The organism is Mycolicibacter heraklionensis (assembly GCF_001021505.1).
Lineage (GTDB): Bacteria > Actinomycetota > Actinomycetes > Mycobacteriales > Mycobacteriaceae > Mycobacterium > Mycobacterium heraklionense.
Genome location: NZ_LDPO01000022.1, coordinates 1 through 18,039 on the forward strand (window position 1 = coordinate 1; position 18,039 = coordinate 18,039).

The 18,039-nt window shown below is 67.3% G+C and carries 21 protein-coding genes and 1 tRNA gene; 8 read left to right on the forward strand and 14 right to left on the reverse strand.

What is annotated here, in order from left to right:
• Positions 1-82: 82 nt before the first annotated feature.
• Entirely contained in the window at positions 83-682 is a 600-nt protein-coding gene (locus ABW16_RS26815) for a hypothetical protein (RefSeq protein ID WP_047320889.1), read from the reverse strand.
• A 303-nt stretch (positions 683-985) separates the two neighbouring features.
• Between ABW16_RS26815 and ABW16_RS26580 the strand changes: the two genes are divergently transcribed.
• Positions 986-1,093, forward strand: a tRNA-OTHER gene (locus ABW16_RS26580).
• A 43-nt stretch (positions 1,094-1,136) separates the two neighbouring features.
• On the opposite strand, the gene ABW16_RS19705 is transcribed toward ABW16_RS26580, so the two are convergent.
• Positions 1,137-2,132, reverse strand: coding sequence for an isopenicillin N synthase family dioxygenase (locus ABW16_RS19705; RefSeq protein ID WP_047320890.1), 996 nt, complete (start codon positions 2,130-2,132; stop codon positions 1,137-1,139).
• 48 nt (positions 2,133-2,180) lie between these two features.
• Positions 2,181-2,612: a pyridoxamine 5'-phosphate oxidase family protein gene (locus ABW16_RS19710; protein ID WP_047320891.1), complete on the reverse strand. Its 432-nt coding sequence runs from the start codon at positions 2,610-2,612 to the stop codon at positions 2,181-2,183.
• A 110-nt stretch (positions 2,613-2,722) separates the two neighbouring features.
• Between ABW16_RS19710 and ABW16_RS19715 the strand changes: the two genes are divergently transcribed.
• Genes ABW16_RS19715 through vapC form a run of 6 tightly spaced genes read left to right on the forward strand, consistent with a single transcriptional unit; the run spans position 2,723 to position 6,800 of the window.
• Positions 2,723-3,508, forward strand: coding sequence for a class I SAM-dependent methyltransferase (locus ABW16_RS19715; protein WP_047320892.1), 786 nt, complete (start codon positions 2,723-2,725; stop codon positions 3,506-3,508).
• A gap of 21 nt (positions 3,509-3,529) precedes the next feature.
• Positions 3,530-4,006, forward strand: a complete 477-nt coding sequence (locus ABW16_RS19720; RefSeq protein ID WP_047320893.1) for a DUF309 domain-containing protein — start codon at positions 3,530-3,532, stop codon at positions 4,004-4,006.
• Positions 4,003-5,085, forward strand: a complete 1,083-nt coding sequence (gene galT / locus ABW16_RS19725) for a galactose-1-phosphate uridylyltransferase (RefSeq protein WP_047320894.1) — start codon at positions 4,003-4,005, stop codon at positions 5,083-5,085. The genes ABW16_RS19720 and galT overlap by 4 nt, the downstream gene beginning before the upstream one ends.
• A complete protein-coding gene (locus ABW16_RS19730; protein WP_047320895.1) occupies positions 5,082-6,167 on the forward strand; it encodes a galactokinase in 1,086 nt (361 codons plus the stop codon). The genes galT and ABW16_RS19730 overlap by 4 nt, the downstream gene beginning before the upstream one ends.
• A 19-nt stretch (positions 6,168-6,186) precedes the next feature.
• Entirely contained in the window at positions 6,187-6,399 is a 213-nt protein-coding gene (locus ABW16_RS19735) for a type II toxin-antitoxin system VapB family antitoxin (protein WP_200900691.1), read from the forward strand.
• Positions 6,396-6,800 carry a type II toxin-antitoxin system VapC family toxin gene (gene vapC, locus ABW16_RS19740; RefSeq protein WP_047320897.1) on the forward strand — a complete coding sequence of 135 codons (405 nt, stop codon included), beginning with the start codon at positions 6,396-6,398 and terminating at the stop codon, positions 6,798-6,800. Before ABW16_RS19735 ends, vapC begins: the two co-directional genes overlap by 4 nt.
• A gap of 6 nt (positions 6,801-6,806) precedes the next feature.
• Here the strand turns inward: vapC and ABW16_RS19745 are convergent, their stop codons facing one another.
• The 10 genes from ABW16_RS19745 to ABW16_RS19790 form a co-directional block, all read right to left on the reverse strand.
• Positions 6,807-7,985 carry an FAD-binding domain gene (locus tag ABW16_RS19745; RefSeq protein WP_047320898.1) on the reverse strand — a complete coding sequence of 393 codons (1,179 nt, stop codon included), beginning with the start codon at positions 7,983-7,985 and terminating at the stop codon, positions 6,807-6,809.
• A gap of 4 nt (positions 7,986-7,989) precedes the next feature.
• A complete protein-coding gene (locus ABW16_RS19750) occupies positions 7,990-10,356 on the reverse strand; it encodes a lysylphosphatidylglycerol synthase transmembrane domain-containing protein (protein WP_047320899.1) in 2,367 nt (788 codons plus the stop codon).
• A gap of 215 nt (positions 10,357-10,571) precedes the next feature.
• Positions 10,572-11,447: an oxidoreductase gene (locus ABW16_RS19755; protein ID WP_047320900.1), complete on the reverse strand. Its 876-nt coding sequence runs from the start codon at positions 11,445-11,447 to the stop codon at positions 10,572-10,574.
• A 27-nt stretch (positions 11,448-11,474) separates the two neighbouring features.
• Positions 11,475-11,777 (reverse strand): hypothetical protein, encoded by a 303-nt coding sequence (locus tag ABW16_RS19760; protein WP_047320901.1) that lies wholly within the window; start codon positions 11,775-11,777, stop codon positions 11,475-11,477.
• A complete protein-coding gene (locus tag ABW16_RS19765) occupies positions 11,774-12,139 on the reverse strand; it encodes a hypothetical protein (protein ID WP_047320902.1) in 366 nt (121 codons plus the stop codon). The genes ABW16_RS19760 and ABW16_RS19765 overlap by 4 nt, the downstream gene beginning before the upstream one ends.
• Positions 12,140-12,142: 3 nt before the next feature.
• Positions 12,143-12,424, reverse strand: a complete 282-nt coding sequence (locus ABW16_RS19770; protein WP_047320948.1) for a hypothetical protein — start codon at positions 12,422-12,424, stop codon at positions 12,143-12,145.
• 26 nt (positions 12,425-12,450) lie between these two features.
• Positions 12,451-12,801: a hypothetical protein gene (locus ABW16_RS19775; RefSeq protein ID WP_047320903.1), complete on the reverse strand. Its 351-nt coding sequence runs from the start codon at positions 12,799-12,801 to the stop codon at positions 12,451-12,453.
• 20 nt (positions 12,802-12,821) lie between these two features.
• Positions 12,822-14,102, reverse strand: a complete 1,281-nt coding sequence (locus ABW16_RS19780) for a DUF4226 domain-containing protein (protein WP_052957015.1) — start codon at positions 14,100-14,102, stop codon at positions 12,822-12,824.
• Between the two features lie 60 nt (positions 14,103-14,162).
• Complete coding sequence (locus ABW16_RS19785; protein ID WP_200900694.1) at positions 14,163-14,942, reverse strand: acyl-CoA thioesterase; 780 nt, start codon at positions 14,940-14,942, stop codon at positions 14,163-14,165.
• 60 nt (positions 14,943-15,002) lie between these two features.
• Entirely contained in the window at positions 15,003-15,848 is an 846-nt protein-coding gene (locus ABW16_RS19790) for a class I SAM-dependent methyltransferase (RefSeq protein ID WP_047320950.1), read from the reverse strand.
• A gap of 211 nt (positions 15,849-16,059) precedes the next feature.
• On the opposite strand from ABW16_RS19790, the gene ABW16_RS19795 reads away from it, so the two are divergent.
• Positions 16,060-17,628 carry an acyl-CoA carboxylase subunit beta gene (locus ABW16_RS19795; protein ID WP_047320905.1) on the forward strand — a complete coding sequence of 523 codons (1,569 nt, stop codon included), beginning with the start codon at positions 16,060-16,062 and terminating at the stop codon, positions 17,626-17,628.
• A 13-nt stretch (positions 17,629-17,641) separates the two neighbouring features.
• Here the strand turns inward: ABW16_RS19795 and ABW16_RS19800 are convergent, their stop codons facing one another.
• On the reverse strand, positions 17,642-18,004 hold the full coding sequence (locus ABW16_RS19800; protein WP_047320906.1) for a DoxX family protein: 363 nt from the start codon (positions 18,002-18,004) through the stop codon (positions 17,642-17,644).
• Positions 18,005-18,039: the final 35 nt, after the last annotated feature.

Sequence of the window (18,039 nt, forward strand, 5' to 3'; positions counted from 1 at the left end):
CTCCCGCCCGCCCCGGAATCCGGCCGAAACGTCACCGCCCCCTACCACGCGGTTGGGGCGGCTTTCGTCGTTTCTGGGTCCGTCACGGCTCGTCGGTTGCCGGCTTGGCTGCCTTGTTCCGGGGGATCATGTCGCCGAGTGTGGTCCGGCGGGGTGGTGGGGATGCCTCATCCTCGTCCTCGTCCAGGTCTTCGTCGAGTTCGAAGTCGTCATCCCACTCGTCATCGTCATCGTCATCGACGATGCTGGGCTCTGGCTTCGTTGCGTTCCACAGCAGCCGTGTTCCGGTCGCTGCCAGACCGACGCCGACGGCGGCGAGGTAGAACCCGACTCCCAAATTTGCCACCTCGCCCGGCGCGTCCGCATTTACCGTGCCGTCGATACCGACCGGATAGAGGGTGCGAGCTCCCTTGTTGGCCCAGATCACGAACAGGCAGCCAGCGCCCAGCAGAGGGAGAACCCGCGCGGCGATCCGGTAGTTCCTCTCGCCCTGGTCGGCGTGATAAGCGCAGACCACGACGCCGATGGCAACTGCGATGAGAATCCATCCGTCGGCGGACTGGATCATTGCGTTGCCCTCGATGCGCAGGAATCGACGCGATTCGAAGTACGGCAGGAACGTCGCGATCATCATGGCGACCGCACCAAGGGCCGTCAGCCCGAAAGGTAACGGGTTCTTCATTCGAGAGCCAACCTGTGCATGGGCTGGATGCTACTTAGCGGCCGAGGAACTCGGGGCATGATGCGCTGACTTCGTTAGCGACTCGGACCTTTGCCGCTTGGAAACCGATGCCCACGGCCATGTCCTCGACCATGAGCATGGCGATGTCGTGGTGGGCAGCGGCGAGTCCGCCAGCGTCTCCTGGGTGACGTCGTCGTTGAGGGTCATACCCACTCCACTCAACTCTCCGAGAAATTGTCACGGAGTTGTCACAACTCACGGGATACACACTAGTTTGCCACGGGACACGACCGAACAGTATCAGCAGGTCAGGGGTAGTTCGGCGAACATTGACGAATAGTCAGAAGCGCCATTAGCGGACCATAAATCCGTCGGCGGAAGCCTGCACAGGTTCGAATCCTGTACCTGTCACACCTGATTGTTTTTAGGAATCTGGACGCGCCGTCAAACCAGTTCAGTACGCCGACCGTTGTGAACTTGCCGGCGTAATCCCATGGTGCAGTTCGGCGACGTCCGGGTGGGCCCGGGTACGCGACTTCCACGCGTTCTCACCGTAGGTGTCGAAGATGGGGTTGTCGGGATCGGTCTCGACGCCGCGGGCCAGGGCTGCCAGCTCAGCAGGCAGGGTGATGCGCGGGACGGTGGCATCCAGTGCCGGGTTGAGGAAATACGGGATCGACACCCGGTCGGTGCCGGGCCGAGGCGAGCGCACCCGGTGACGCGTGGCCCGCAGGTAGCCGTCGGTCGCGACTTCGAGCAGTTCGCCGATGTTGACGATGAACGCACCGGCCAGCGGGGGAACGTCGACCCACTCGCCAGGCGAGATCTCCACTTGAAGCCCTTCGGAATCCGGCTCGACGAGCAGCAGGGTCAACACCCCCGAATCCTTGTGTGCGCCGACACCTTGGCCGTCCTGCGGGCTTGCCGGATAGCGGACGACCTTGATCAGCGTCGCCGGCGCCGCGGCGAATGCGTCGTCGAACAGGTCTTCGGCGGCTCCCAACGACGCTGCCCAGTGCCGCAGCAGTTGCAGGCCCACCGCTGACAGCGACCGGTCCCACGCTTCGAACGCGGAGCGGAAGGACGCGGGGCGCTCGGGCCACAGATTCAGGCCCTGCAGATGCCAGTAGCCCTCCGCTGCGGGTAATGCGGGACGTTCAGGTCCGATGTCGATCTGCTCGCGCCAGTCGACGCGGCCGTTCGTCAGCTCGCCGCCCAGGCGTGAATAGCCCCGGAAATGCGGGCTTTTCAGCTGGCTGATCCGGTTCTTCTGCTCGTCGGGCAGCTCGAAGAACTGCCGGGCCAGCTCGAGGACTTCGGTGATCTGCTCGCCGGGTATGCCGTGGCCGGTGAGATAGAAGAAGCCGCAGGTGTGCGTGGCCTCCCGCAAGGCCAGGCGAAACGCCGCCGCGTCGGTGTCGGCGTCGGACAGGTCAAGCACGGGCAGCATCACAACGAGCCTTCGGGATCAGGCGCCAAAAGCCAAAAAGCCAAGCGCCTACAGGTCGCCGGAGAAGTCGGCGGTCAGCCAGCGGTCGGGCCGGATGGTGAACAGCACGCTGGATGCGCCGTCCATGTTGGCGGCGAATGCCCGGCCGCCCTCTTCGCCCAGGTAGCGAATCGCGATGGCCTCGCGCTGCGGCAGCGGGGACGGGGTGGCCGCATCGATCACGGTTCCTTCGACCACGACGTATTGGTAGGGCAGCTCTTCGCGCTGCACCACCAGCGTCACCGCACCGGCCTGCTCGATGAGCTTGGCCTTCCGCCGGCCGGCGCCGGTGTTGACCAGGATGTTGCCGCCGGGGGTGTAGCCGTACCAAATCGGGACGCTGGCCGGGGGCCGGCCATCGGTGGCGGCGACGGACAACACCGCGATGTGCTTGTCGGCGAGGAACTGCTGACGTTCGGTCTCTGTGAAGGCTTTGGGCATACCGGCTCGAACAGCGGGCGGCCGGAGGCTATTCCGTCGATCATTTAAAGGAAACATAGGGGTCCAAAGTCCTCTAGCGGACTAAGGCTGGTAAGGCTAACCTTCGTTGCATGAGCCTGCCGATGCCTGACCGCAAGACCGCTGATCTGCCCGGCCACTGGCTGTTCGCCCGGCTGGGCAAACGCGTGCTGCGCCCCGGCGGGCTCGGTCTGACCCACCGGATGCTGGCCGATGCGCAGCTGACCGGCGCCGACGTCGTGGAACTCGCGCCCGGCATGGGGCGCACCGCGAAAGAGATCCTGCAGAGCGGCCCCGGCACCTACACCGGTGTCGAGGCCGATGAGAACGCCGCCGGCGTGGTCCGCTCGGTGGTTGGCGAACGGGGCCGGGTGGTCACCGGCGAGGCGTCGAAGACCGGACTGGATGCTGCCAGCGCGGACGTCGTCATCGGCGAAGCGATGCTGACCATGCAGACCAACGCGCACAAGGCCGAGATCATCGGGGAGGCCTTCCGGGTGCTGCGGCCGGGCGGCCGTTACGCCATTCACGAGATGGTGCTGCAGCCCGCCGACGTGCCCGAGGCCGTCAAGGAGGAGGTCCGCACCGCGCTGGCCCGCTCTATCAAGGTCAACGCCCGGCCGTTGACCGCCGCGGAATGGACCGAGCTGCTCACCGAGGCCGGTTTCACCGTGGAGAAGATCTCCTACGCGCCGATGGCGCTGTTGGAGCCGCACCGGCTGATCGCCGACGAGGGCCTGTTCGGGGCGCTGCGGTTCGTGTTCAACGTGCTGCGCGATTCCGACGCGCGAGCTCGAGTGCTCAACATGCGCGCGACGTTCCGTCGCCACCGCAACAACATGGCCGCTATCGAGGTGATTGCTGCCAAGCCCGCCTGACCGGCTTGCCATGATGGACAGGTGACAACCCGCGACCGCGACGATTCGGGCCGCCCCCGCAACGCCCGCCCGCGTGATCGGCTGGGCCGGCCGCTGCCCCGCGGCAGTCAGGGCGGGGTCGAGGGTGTGCCCGACGACCTCGACCTGCCGCCGGCCCAGATGCTCGCCTACGCGCAGCTGTTGCTGGACGACGGGCTGGCGTTCAACGCCCACGAGGTACTGGAAGCCGCCTGGAAGCATCGGCCCGCCGCCGAGCGCGAGCTGTGGCAGGGCTTGGCGCAGCTGGCCGTCGGCGTCACCCACGTTCAGCGCGGCAATGTCGCCGGGGCGGTCAGTCTGTTGCGCCGTGGCGCCGACCATCTGGCGACGGTGCGGCCCCCGGCCCCGTACGGGATCGATCTCGCTGGATTGCTGGGCTTCGCCACGCATTTGGCCGACGACCTGGCGGCCGGCGTCGAGATCGCCCCGCAGCGGCTGCATCCGCGGCTGGTCGCGTGAGCGCCCCGATCCGCTGGACGCTTGCCGACGGCCGCGACCTCCTGTTCTTCGCCCTGCCCGGTCACACCCCGGCCCCGGTGCCCGATCGTCGGCCGCTGTCGCCGCGGGACCCCGAGTCGTCGCAGTTGCGTTTCGACCGCACCACCGGCCAATGGGTGATCATCGCCGCGCAACGCCAGGACCGCACCTACAAACCTCCCGCCGAGGCCTGCCCGCTGTGCCCGGGGCCGAGCGGTGAGACCAGCGAGGTGCCGGCGGCCGACTACGACGTCGTGGTCTTCGAGAACCGGTTTCCCAGTCTGGCCGGGGCTGGCGCGACGGTCACCACACCGCCGGACGGTGCCGAGTTCGTCTCCGCACCGGGCAACGGCCGCTGCGAGGTGATCTGCTTCTCCGCCGACCACACCGGTTCATTCGCCGACCTGCCTGCCGCGCACGCCCGGCTGGTGGTGCAAGCGTGGCGGCACCGCACCGCTGATCTGTTGGCCCGGCCGGGCGTCGAGCAGGTGTTCTGCTTCGAGAACCGCGGCGAGGAGATCGGGGTGACGCTGGCCCACCCGCACGGCCAGATCTACGGCTACCCCTACCTGACCCCGCGCACCGCCGCGATGCTCACCCAAGCGCGTGCGCATCGAGTTGCGCACGGCACCAACCTGTTCGCCGACCTGCTGGCCGCCGAGCGCGCCGAGGGTGCCCGGATCGTGGCGCAGACCGCATACTTCACCGCGTTCGTGCCGTTCGCCGCGCGCTGGCCGGTGGAGGTGCACCTGTATCCCAATCGGTGGGTGCACAACCTGACCGACCTGACCGACGACGAGCTCGACGACTTCGCCGCCGTCTACCGAAACCTGTTGGGCCGCTTCGATCGCATTTACGATGCCCCGCTGCCCTATATGGCCGCGCTGCACCAGTACCGCGGCGACGGCGCGCAGGCCGACGGCTATTTTCACGTCGAGCTGATGTCGATCAGACGCAGCGCCACCAAGCTGAAATATCTGGCGGCCTCGGAGTCGGCGATGGACGCGTTCATCGCCGACGTCACCCCGGAATCCGTGGCCGCTAGGCTGCGTGAGCTGTGATCACCTACTCCGCGCCGGGCCGGGTCAACCTGATCGGCGAACACACCGACTACAACGGCGGTTTCGCGCTGCCTATCGCGTTGCCGCAACGCACCAGCGTGACCTTCACTCCGGCCGAGACCGACACGCTCACCGTGCGCAGCGATCGCGCCGACGCACCGGTTCAGATTCCGCTGAACACCACGCCTGGCCAGACCACCGGCTGGGGTGCGTACGCCGCCGGGGTGATCTGGGCGTTGCGCGACAGCGGGTTTGCAGTCCCCGGTGGAACCATGGATATCCGCAGCGACGTGCCGATCGGCTCGGGCCTGTCGTCGTCGGCGGCCCTGGAATGTGCGGTGCTCGGCGCCTTGTCCTCGGCGGCCGGCCTGAATATCGATCGGATCGAGCAGGCCCGAATCGGCCAGCGTGCCGAAAACGACTATGTCGGCGCCCCAACGGGTTTGCTGGATCAGCTGTCATCGCTGTTCGGCGAGGTGTCCAGCGCGCTGCTGATCGACTTCCGGGACGTCGCCGTGCACCCGGTGCCGTTCGACCCGGACGCTTCCGGAGTGACCCTGCTGCTACTCGACTCCGGTCAGCGGCACGGCCACGTCGACGGCGAATACGCCGCCCGGCGCGCATCGTGTGAGCGAGCCGCCGCCGCATTGGGGGTCTCTTCGCTGCGCGAGGTCCGGCACCGCGGTATTGCGGCGCTGGATGTGCTCGCTGACCCGGTCGACGCCCGGCGCGCTCGGCACGTGCTGACCGAGAACGAGCGAGTGCTGGATTTCGTTGCGGCATGCGCCGAGCTGGACTTCGCCGCTGCCGGAGAGTTGTTCACTGCGTCGCACGCCTCGATGCGCGACGACTTCGAGATCACCACCGAACACATCGACCTGATCGCCGAGAGTGCGGTGGCCGCCGGCGCGCTCGGTGCCCGGATGACCGGCGGCGGGTTCGGCGGTTGCGTGATCGCACTGGTACCGGCCGAACTCACGTTGAAGGTGGGCGACGCGGTGTGCGCCGCGGCGACGGGAGCCGGATACGCCGAGCCGGAGGTGAGCCGGGTGTATGCGGCGGCTGGGGCGGGTCCAACGTAAAGAGGTGTATCGTTGGTGTATGTCACGCACCAACATCGATCTGGATGACGAGCTCACCGCCGAGGTGATGCGCCGCTTCGGCGTGACCACCAAGAAGGCGGCCGTTGATCTCGCGTTACGCCGGCTCGTCGGAGCGCCCCTGAGCCGCGAGTTTCTGCTCAGTCTCGAAGGCGTCGGGTGGGCGGGTGACCTCGATGAGTTACGTAACGAGCAACCCGGCGAATTCGGATGATCCTGGTCGATTCCTCGGCCTGGATCGAGTACTTCCGGGCAACTGGGTCGTCAGCAGCGCTGGAGGTGCGGCGCCTGCTCTCCGACGAACCCGATCAAGTGGTGACCTGCGAGCCGATCGCAATGGAGATATTGGCTGGAGCAAGCAACGAGCAAACATACCGAAAGCTCGAGCGGCTGGTTAACGGGTTGTCCTCGCTGGAAGTCGAGACGGCAACCGACTTTCGTTCGGCCGCTGGCATTTACCGTGCGGCCAGACGCACCGGTCAGACGATTCGCAGTATCAACGACTGCCTGATCGCCGCGGTTGCGCTCCGCCATCACGCCCAGGTTGCGCACCGTGACGCCGATTTCGACGTCATCAAGGAGATAACAGGTCTGATGACTATCTCGCTGCGCTGAGCGGCCTCAGATCCCGTAGTCGGGCAGGTCGAAATCATCGCGCACGGTGCCGGCGAACAGGTTTGTCAGCATCCGGAGATTCATCGCCCGTAGCGCCAGGTTGCGAAACCACAGTCCGAAACGTGTTCGGGTGGCGAAGAATCCGAGCAGCTGTTGGGCATTGGACTGTTTGGCCTCGATCAACGGGCGCAGTCGCGCTTCGTAGGCGTCGAATGCGCGCAAGTGGTCGCCGGCGGCGCGGTGCAGCTCCCCGGCCAGCACGTAGGCTTCGGTGATCGCCAGGCCGGTGCCCTCGCCGCCGAGCAGGGAAATGCATCCGGCGGCGTCGCCGATCAACAGCACTCGGCCCCGCGACCAGTGGTTCATCCGAACCTGACTGACCACGTCGAAGTACAGGCCGTCTCCCTGGCTGCTGTCCTGGCTGTCTACGGCCGCCAGCAGCTGCGGGCATTCCCAGCCGGCATCGGCGAACCGGTTGTGCAACTGGGCTTTCGGGCTTGAAATTTCAGGGGAGGCGTCGCGGAACACGAACAGAGCCAGGGTGCGGTCTTCGCGCAGCGCGACCCGTGACACCTGCCTGCCGGGTACCGCGTATGTCACGTAGACCAGTTCGTCCCGGGGCCGATAACCCTCGACGACGGCGGCGGCGACCTTGCAGCCGAGGTAGCGCTCGAAGTCGGCGTCCGGACCGAACACCAACCGGCGCACGTTGGAGTGCAGACCGTCGGCGCCGATCACCAGGTCGAACTCGCGCGGTCCGGCGTGGCCGAAGGTGAGCCGGACGCTGTTGTCGTCTTGGTCGATGGCGGTGATGCTGTCGCCGTAGATCATCTCGACATCGTTGACGATGGTGTCGTGAATGGTGGCTGCCAGGTCGCCGCGCGGCAGGCTGGTGAAGTCGTCGCCGAGCAGATTCCGAAAGATGTTGGTGTCCAACGCCGCCACAACCTGGCCGTGATCGCCGACCGATCGGACGGACTCGATCTGGTAGCCCTTGTCCAGGATCTGAGCTTCGAGGCCCATCCGCTGAGCCACGGTGTAGCCGACGCCCCAGAAGTCGATCATGTAGCCGCCGGAGCGGAAGGCCGGCGCCTGCTCGATCACGGTCGGGGTGTGGCCGGTGCGGTGCAGCCAGTACGCGAGCGCCGTCCCGGCTACTCCTGCACCGCTGATCGCGATCCGCATCGGCTCAGATCATTTCGTTCTCGGTTAGCCATCGCATCACCGGCCAGCCGATGAACACCGGCAGCCAGCAGGTCAGTACCCGGTAGAGCAGCACTGAGGGGACCGCCAGCGCGGCGGGTACACCGAACGCGGCCAGCCCACCGATCAGGGCGGCTTCTACGGCACCCACCCCGCCGGGCGTCGGCGCGGCGGAGGCCAGCGTGCCGCCCACCATGGTCACCACCGTGACGGTGACGAACGACGTGTTGCCGCCGAATGCCTCCACGCTGGCCCACAGTGCCAGCGCCGCCCCCAGCGTGGTGCCGGCCGCGCCCAACACGATCAACGCCAGCCGCTTGGGTTCGCGGGCCAGGTCCACCAGGTCCCCCGTGACTTCCTTGAGGCGTGGCCGCAGCGCGGTGGTCAACCACCGGCGCAGGTTGGGCACCAGCAGCACAATGCCGGCCAGGCCGAGCGCCACGCCGGCGATCAGGTACAGCATGGTCGCACCGGGCACGAAGTGGGACAGGTCCGTCGAGGCGCCCGCAGCGGTGGTGAAGACGACCAGCAGGATCACGTGCACGATCACCTGTACCGACTGCTGCAGCGCGACCGCGGCGGTCGCGCGCAAGGTGCTCAGGCCGCCCTTCTGCAGGAACCGGGTGCTCAACGCCAAGCCGCCGACGCCGGCCGGGGTGGTGGTGGCCGCAAAGGTGTTGGCCACCTGCATGATCGCCAGATTGCGAAAGCTGACCAAGCCGTTAGCGCAGGCCCACAGGGCGCCCGCGGCGCCGACATAGGTCAGCGACGAGACGATCAGCCCGACCATCGCCCACCACCAGTTCGCCTGCCGCAGTTGGGAGAAGAACGTGGGCACCTGGCTGATGAAGGGATAGGCCACATACACCAGGGCCACCAGCAGGATCAGCTGGATCAGCTGACTGCGGGTGAACCGGGTGATGGTTTTGGTCTGGATCTGATCGGTGTTGGTCTGACGCTTGACCTCCTCGCGGGCGGCGGCGATCACCGTGCCTACGTCGGGGACCGCACTGCGAAGGCGGGCGGGCACCGCCGATTTGGTGAGGCGTCGCGAGGCGGCCAGCACTGCGGTGCGGCCGAAGTACTCGATCGCCGCGTCCACCGCTGCGGCCGCGTCGTAGAGCGATGACGTCGTCACCAGCAACTGGGCGATATCGGATTGCAGCTGGGTGTCGGTGGCGCCGTACTCGGCGTTGCCGAAACCCCCGAACAGCACCTGGCCGTCGTCGACGGTCATCTCCTTGCTGCGCAGGTCGCCGTGCGAGATCTGCTGATCGTGCAGGCGCCGCAGGGATTCCCACGGCTTGGCCACCGGCGTGGCGGCGGTGCAGTCGGCGATCGGGGTGCCCCGGGGCGGCGTGTGGGCGTACAGCGTCCAGCCCCGGTCGAGGGAGGCGACCGCGACGGTGTTGGTGTTGGCCAACCCGGCATCGGCGATGGAGATCGCCATCAGTGCGCGATGCTCCACCGCGCGGTGCAGCGAGGCGTGCAGCGGCGCGGTCTCGGTGGTGCGCAACCGGAACTTGCGCCAGAGCTGTCGTAGTGCGCCGCCGCTGCGCTGGTTGGGGCCGTACAACTCGATGATCACCGGGTGGTCGCCGACGGTGGACAGCACTAGCGGGCCGGGGCCGGCCGGCCGGATGACGGCGAGTTCGGAGACGGTATGACCCCGGCGGGCCAGGGTGCGGACGGTGCCGTCCAGCGGCACCTCCAGCGCGGGCGTGCCGACGATCAGGATCACCAAAGCCCCGACGAACCACCCGACGGCCAGCCCCAGCAGCGAGCGGGCCGGCACGATCGCGCTGACCACCAGATGGATCGGCACGAACGCCAGCAGCAGCGCCCACCACCAGCGGCGCCAGCGGGCCGGTAGCCAGGGGCCGGACACGGTGAGCATCGCGGCGAGCATGGCGATCCACCGCGGGTCGTCCAGGAACTGCGCCAGCGTGGTGGCCAGTCGATCGGAGAGGTCGAAATGCCAGTTCGGCGCGGCCATGCCGGTGCTGCGGATCGACAGGGACACCACCGCGAGCAGGCCGGCCACGGCATAGGCTCCGAGCAGCTTCCATTGCTGGGAGACCACCAGTCCGATCAGGATCGCGAACGGCAACGCCAGGATCGCGACGCCGTAGGCGAGGTAGACCATGTTGGCGTGGGCGGGGGAGAGCACCCCGACGATCTGGGATACCGACCGCTCGAGTGCCACCCATTCATAACGGGTGACCAGCGAGCTGGTGATGACGGTCGCGAGGAAGAGGGTGGCCAGCACCAAACGCAGAATGTCGTTGGTGCGTCGGGTCAGCGGCTGCAGCAGGTTGCCGGTGACGGCGACGTCGCGCCCCTCAACTCGCATGATCTCTTTCGGTCCGTCTCATGCCGCATCGCGTGGCGGCTCGCCACAACTTAACCGGTGAGCTGCGGTATCACGATGGTTTGCCGGTGACATGGGGGCCGCGTCGGCCCGGGTGAGTCACATGCGCCACACCCGTCACCGCCGGGGCCGGCATGAGTAGTGCCCGGCTTGCAGCGACAGCCGTTCGGAGGGAGCCGATCCGCGCTTGTCGCGGATCAGAGCGGGTAGCTGACCCCGGTCATCTTCTCCGACTCCTCCCACAGCCGCAGCCACAGCCGCCGATCCTTCGACAGCTTGTTCGACGGGCACGGTCCCATCGGGCCGCGGGACTGGTTCAGCTTGGTGGGCCCCCAGTAGATGTCCGGGTCGGCGTCAGGGGTCACGGCGGCGAACACGATCGACTCGGCGGCCCGCTCGGGCGGCTGGCCGATCAGCGCCAGGGAGTATTTGGTGACCAGACCGGGCAGGCTCTTGTCGCTGTCGAACAGCTCGGTGCTCGACACTCCGGGATGCACGCCGTAGGAGCGCAGCGGCGAGCCGGCCGCGACCAGTCGCCGCTGCAGCTCGCGGGCGAACATCAGGTTGGCCAGCTTGGACTGGGCGTAGGCCAGGTTGCGCTGGTAGGGACGGTGCTCATAGTTGAGGTCGTCGACCCAGAACTTAGGGGTCTGCTTGTGCGCGATGCTCGACACCGTCACCACCCGGTCGCTGATCCGGTCCAGCAGCAGGCCGGTCAGCGCGAAGTGGCCCAGGTGGTTGACCCCGAACTGCGTCTCGAAGCCGTCTACGGTGCGCCGCATGGGGATGTTCATGATCCCGGCGTTGTTGACCAGCACGTCGAAACCGCCCTGCTGCGCGGCGAAATCGCGCACCGACGCCAGGCTGCCCAGGTCCAGCGCCGCCACCCGGACGTCGCCGTCGATTCCCTCGGCGATCTCCTGGGCCTTGGCCGTGTTACGGCAGGCCATCACCACGCTGGCGCCCTTGGCGGCCAGGGTGCGGGTGACGACCTCACCCAGACCACCGTTGGCTCCGGTCACCACAAAACTGCGGCCGGACTGATCGGGAGTGTCCGCGATTGAAAAAGACATGCTGGTCACCGTACCTGCCGGTGGCGTTCAAGCCAGGCGCAGTAGCTGGAGGACGACCACCGGCGGGATGACGGCTAAGGCGATCGTCAGGGGCGTCGCCAGGTAGCCGATGAGGATGCCCAGGCCCACCTGAGCAGTTTTGACGCCACCGGTCTGCCACATGAAGAAGCCGGTCGGCACCAGGATCAGGGTCGCGACGCCCAAGAGGTACAGCTGGGCGAGCCAAAAAGGAACCAACACCCACGTCGCGGTCTCGACGACCGTTATTGTCCCCAGCGCGGCGACGAAACCGTACGGACCGTAGCGGTCTTCGGCGGGCGGGGCGCTCATGCGGTGAGCATTGGTAGAAAAATCAGGGCGTATGACAAGCCGACGGCGGCGGCGGCCAGGCCGGCTCCCCCGAGGGCCAATCCCAGGCTGCGCCGACGCGGTGACTCAGCGCGCAGCAGCCTCGCGCCGATCAGCAGCGATGCGACAGTGGTGATGATGACCGTGGCCACGATCAAGATGGAATACCCGGCATCGCTGTCGGTCGGAAAATGACCCAGTAGCCAGCCGACGCCCAATGCTGCTGCGAACACGACTTGGACGACGAGCGGTGCTGCCCATGTCGCGGTCTTCCACACGTCGGGGCCGCTGTCGCGGATGCGGGCTAGGGATTTTGGGCAATTATTCGCCGGCTTCTCTGTCATGGCTCAGCCCACCTGGAGGAGGTCGGCGAATACCAGCGTCGGTCCGACAGTGAGGGCAGCGGTGAGGGGAGTCGCGAGATAGCCGACGAGGACGCCGCGGCCGATTTGAGCTGCCCGGCCGCTTGCCTGGGACATGAAGAATGCCGATGGAAGGACGACCAGTGATACGACGCCGAACAACATCAGGTCGGCGACCAAGTATGGAAACCACGCCCAGGTAATGGTTTCGAAGACGGCAACAGTGATTGTCGCGGCGACGAAGCTGACAAGGCTGTAGCGTTCCATCGTCGCGGACTGCGGTTGTGGTGTCATTACAGTGCCGCATCCGAAGGCAGCATCAGGAACAGGGCATAAGTGGTGGCGCCGATCAGGACAGCGAATCCGGACCCGATGATGCTCAGGCCGAAAGCGCTGCGGCGCGGCGCCTTCGATGCAGACAACTGGGCACCGAAGGCGACCGCCACAGCGGTGGTGATGGCAGTGGCGATCAAGACGATCCCGCGGAACCCCAGATGTGGGGACAGAAACCGGTTCGCCAGCAACGAGGTGACGCCGGCAAGAATCCCTAATACCGGTTGGATGGCAACCGGTATGAGCCAGGTGGCACGGCGCCACACGTCGGGGCCCCGGCTGCCGATGCGGGCCAGGACTGCGTTGGGCATGCACGAACTCCTTTCGGTGATCAGGCCGGAACGCCACCTGGTCTACCCGGCGACGATACTGACGATGGCGCGGTGGTGGGACCGAAGTCGGTGATCGGCGGAGGAGTTCGAACGTCGAACAGTGGGTTCCAACTTCCGCCGTGCTCAAAAGGTGCGAATGCCTTGCCGCCGAGGCCTACTTCGTGATGGAACGGAAGGTTCAGGGCCGGGCCCACGCTGCTGCCGGACTGTGCGGGATCGATCAAAACCGTTCGGGTAGTTCCGTTCGGCAGATCTTGGTAGACCTCCAGCGACGGATAGTCGGTGCGTGTGCCGTCCACGTGGACGCCGCCCGCAGCAGGGGTGAACACCAAGTCGCCATTCACGCTCAGTCGGTGGTTGCCCAGCGGTCCGTGGACGTCGGTTGTGAAACCCGGAACCAGCGGGTTGCCGGCGTCGTATTTGATACGCACCGAACCGTCAGCGGCCTGTGCGATGCTTCCCTGGGGGACACCAACTTCCACCCGCCGGGGCGAGCCGTCGGGTCCGAGTTCAACAGACGGGTTCTGCCGCATCACCACGATGCCGTTGTCGTAGTCGATGTAGGTGGTGACCTTGCTGTCCTCGGGATCGAAGTTCGCATCGGGGCCGCGGCCATTGCCGGCATCGTGTGACTTGTAGCCGCTCTTCACCCACGGCTGCTCGATCCACTGCGATGCCCGCACCACGCCCTGCCCGGGCACCGGATCGATCCTGGCCACCCGAACCTCGGAGTTCACGCCCTGGAACTTGGGGTCGTAGGTATGCGCATCTAGAGCGGACGCGGTGGTCCAGTCGGATCTGGAGACCGGATCGCGGCCGAAGACTTTCCGGAAGGCGTCAATCTGGTTGAGCCGGCGTGCGTCATCGGTAGCCGGGGTCCGCTTGAAAGTGTGGTCTACCGCTTGGATGGTGGGCCGTTGCCGGTCCTCGGCCGAGTAGCCGCCCCTCAAGGAGCGCACCGTCTGCGCGCGGGCCTGACTGTCAGCGACGGTGTCGGCGATCACCTGGTGGATATCGCGGGTCTTGGCGGTCAGGAACCGCTGGAACTGCCGGGCGCCGGCCGGGGTCTCCAACGACAGTGCGCGATGGTGGGCCAGCGCCTCGCGGATCTCGGCCTCGATGCTGTCGAGCCGTTTGCGTCCCAGCACTGCCGCCTGCGCAGCCCCGTGCACCGTCGCCAGAAAGGCGCGATCGGCCTGAACGGACCTCTGCAGCCGACGTGCCAAAGCGGCCTCGCGCGCTCGCGCGGCGTCGGCGTGGGCGCCGATTTCCTCGGGCATACCGGCGACGCTAGTTCAGCGACGGCGATCCCGGTATTCACCTGAGGCCGAGTCTCGGCGTCAGTCCTTGAAATACACCAGCTGGTGCGTGCTGGCCACCAGCCGGCCCGCCCGCGACCACAGGTGCGCGCTCTGGTCGAAGTAGCCGCGGGAGAACCGGTTGGCGTGCGCGCTGGCCAGCAGGAAATCACTTCCCAGTGCATCGATTTCGCCCCGGTCGGCGTGAAAGTAGGTGGTCAGGGAGATGGTGCCGGCGGGAAGGAATCGGCCGCTGCGTAGGAACACCCGAGGGAAGAATACGTCCGACAGGCATGCCAACGCCGCGAAGTCGAGCGGTCGGTCCTCGGCGTCGCGCACCCACAACGTGGTGGTCGACGACGGGCTGGGCTCTACGGCCTTGGTGGGCACCGGGCCCTCGGTGAAGCGCATGTCGTAGCGCTTGGCCCAGACGATGGCGTCGACGAATCCGCCGGGGGCGACGTCCTCGGGAGCGGGGGCGCTCGGCGGGTGGCTTTCGTCGTCGGCCCAGGTGTCGCGGTGCAGGCCGAACAGTGCGGTGGCGGTGGTCTTGACCTCGTCGCCCTGACGGAGCTCAAGCACCCAGTGCTGGTTGCTGCGGTTGGTTCGGGCGGCGCGCACGACGATCTCGAATTCGCCGTCGGCGATCGGTGCGGCGAAGTTGACGGTCAGCGCCAGCGGGTCGCCGATGCGCTCGGGGTGGGATTCGACTGCGCGCAGTAAAACAGCCGCCGTGATCCCGCCGAATGGCCCGACCATGTTGGCCCACTCCGGGCAGGTGGCGCCGCGAAACGTCCCGGTGTCGACAGTCTCGAGTTGCATGGCACGGTCGAAGGGGTGTGGGGTCACGGGAGTCCTTACCGGGGAGCGGAGCGGTCCCGGTCACGCTATCGCGGTGACCACCCAGGTGCGGCCCGGGAACTGCACCACGCCGTCGACCCGCTGCCGGCGCAGCTCTTCGCGCAGCTCCTCGACGACACCGGCCCAGCCGTCGGCACCCAGCCGTTCCTGCAGTTCGGCGCGGGCCTGCTGCCCGGTGCGGTTGGCCAGGATCAACGTCAGCCGTTCCTCGACGCCGTCGCTGCCGCCGATGCTGAAGTTGCAGATCCCGTCGAACGGTTCCACAGCGATGTCGGTCCAGCCGGCGTCGGTCAGGATGGCTCGCACCCGCTCGGGATCGCCGAAAGCCAGCGGGCCAGGACTCGCGGGATCCAGCGCGGCGGGAGGTGATTCCAGTTTGGCGGCCAGGACGTCGATGCCCGCGGTGAACATCGGATTGTCGCCTTCGCGCCAGCACACAAACGCCAGCCGGGAACCGGGGGCCGCTGCGCGGCGGATGTTGGTGAACGCGGCCACCGGATCGTCGAAGAACATCACCCCGAACCGGGAAATGACCCGGTCGAACGATGCGCCGTCTGCGGCCTCGCGCAGGTCCACGATCTGGGCGTCTCCGAGCGCGACGGTGGCCTCTGGGACTCGTCGGCGCGCCGCCTGCACCATCGGTTCGGAGATGTCCACGCCGAACGCGATGGCGCCGAGGGCCGCCGCGCGCTGCAGCAATGTGCCCGAGCCACAGCCGATGTCGAGCACCCGCGCGCCGGGGGCGATGTCGGCGGCCTGGATCACCGCGTCGGCGAAGGGCGCCAGCACCGCCTCGAAGATGGCCGCGTTGTCGACCCAGTCGATGCCCTGGGTGGCCCACGCCTGCTGCTGTTCCTCATTCGCCATGGCCATCAGGGTAGGGGGCGACGCCGGAGTGGCACGACAGGATGTTCGCCCGGCTTTGCGCGACAACGGATGTTATGTCAGCCCGGTGGTTAGGGTTGTCGCGCAAAGCCGGGCATCAGCCCACATGGTCCCGCCGCGCATCCCGAGGCTTGTGGATGCCGGGCGGCCCATGATGTTGTTCTGAGTCAACACCCCAGCGAAGGAATCCCACATGCCCGACACTCCGCTGCGTGACGATCACCTTGAGCTGCTGCGCCGCCGCGCGCTGACCGAGGACGCGGCCCGACCGCACGCGGTACAACGCCGGCACGACGCCGGAGGCCGTACGGCCCGCGAGAACATCGCCGACCTGGTCGACCCCGGGACCTTCGTCGAGTACGGGCGGTTCGCTATCGCGGCCCAACGTGCCCGCCGCGACATCGACGACCTCATTGCCAACACCCCCGGCGACGGCCTGCTGGGGGGAACCGCCACGATCAACGGCGCGCTGTTCGGACCCGAACGCGGCGCCTGCGCCGTGTTGGCCTACGACTACACCGTGCTGGCGGGCACCCAGGGCGCGATCGGCCACTTCAAGAAGGATCGCCTGTTCGAGCTCATCGCACGGCTGCGCCTGCCGACGGTCTTCTTTGCCGAAGGCGGCGGTGGCCGGCCCGGCGACACCGACTATCCGACGGTGTCGTCACTCGATGTACCGGCATTCGCGTTGTGGGCCAAGCTGTCCGGGCTGGTGCCGCGTATCGCGGTGGTCAAGGGCCGCTGTTTTGCCGGCAATGCGGTGATCGCGGGTGCCTCGGATCTGATCATCGCGACCGCGGACACGTCGATCGGCATGGCGGGCCCGGCGATGATCGCCGGCGGCGGACTGGGCCACGTCGCCCCCGATGACGTGGGGCCGATCTCGATGCAGGCCCCCAACGGCGTCGTCGACGTGGTGGTGGCCGACGAAGCCGAGGCCGTCGCGGTGACCAAACGAGTCCTCGGCTACTTCCAAGGTGCCACCGCCCCCGGCTCTGCGGCAGACCAGAACGCATTGCGCGCCATGATTCCCGAGCGGGCACGGCGCGCCTACCCACTCAAGCCGATCATCGAGACCCTCGCCGACGTTGACTCGGTGACGTTCCTGCGGGAGCGGTTCGCACCCGAGATGGTCACCGCACTAGCGCGTATCGAAGGCCGCCCGGTCGGCATCATCGGCAACAACACCATGGTGATGGCCGGGGCCATCACCGCCGCCGCCTCGGACAAAGCCGCACGTTTCCTGCAGTTGTGCGACGCCTTCGGGCTGCCCATCGTGTCGCTGGTCGACTGCCCCGGCTATATGGTGGGCCCCGCCGCCGAAGCAGAAGCTTTGGTACGCAGGGCCTCTCGTCTGCTGGTGGCCGGCGCGGCACTGCGAGTGCCGCTGATCGCGGTCATCGTGCGGCGCGGCTACGGCTTGGGTGCCCAGGCCATGATGGGCGGCAGCCTCCACGAGCCCGTGCTGACGGTGGCCTGGCCGAGCGCGCACCTGGGACCGATGGGACTCGAGGGCGCGGTCCGGCTGGGGCTGCGCAAGGAACTGGACGCAATCGCCGATCCCGACGAGCGCGAGGAACGCGTCCGCCAAGCCACCGCCGTCGCGCAGGAGAACGCCAAAGCCCTCAACGCTGCAACGCTTTTCGAAATCGACGACGTCATTGACCCCGCCGAGACACGCGGTCTGATCGCCGCGACGCTGGCGGCGTCGGTCGGGTTCGGGAAGGACGTACCGCCGCGGCGGTTCGTCGACACGTTCTGAGAGCGGGCCTGCATCAGAGCAGCCGGCCGAGCACAACAAAGGCCGCCACAGCGAACAGCGCGGCATTCACGGCGACACTTTTCGGCTCGTGCAGTCGGGAGTGCGCCCAAGCTGCACCGACCATGACGACGCACAATCCCGCGGCGGCCAGCGGCGTCAGCATCCGCCCGATCCCCACGAGCCCGGGCGCTATGAGTCCGAGGGCCGCCAGAAGTTCCATCGCCGCGGTGAAACGCACCACCGGCATGGGAAACATCGCTACCCCGGTTTGGCCGGTGTCCAGCAGACGCTCGCGCGTCATGGTGAGTTTGGCGCCGCCGGAGGCGGCGAATACCGCGGCCAGGGCGAATTGGGCGGTCCACAGTGCGATGTTCATGGTTTCGGTCCTTCCTGTTTCGGGTGTTCATCTCC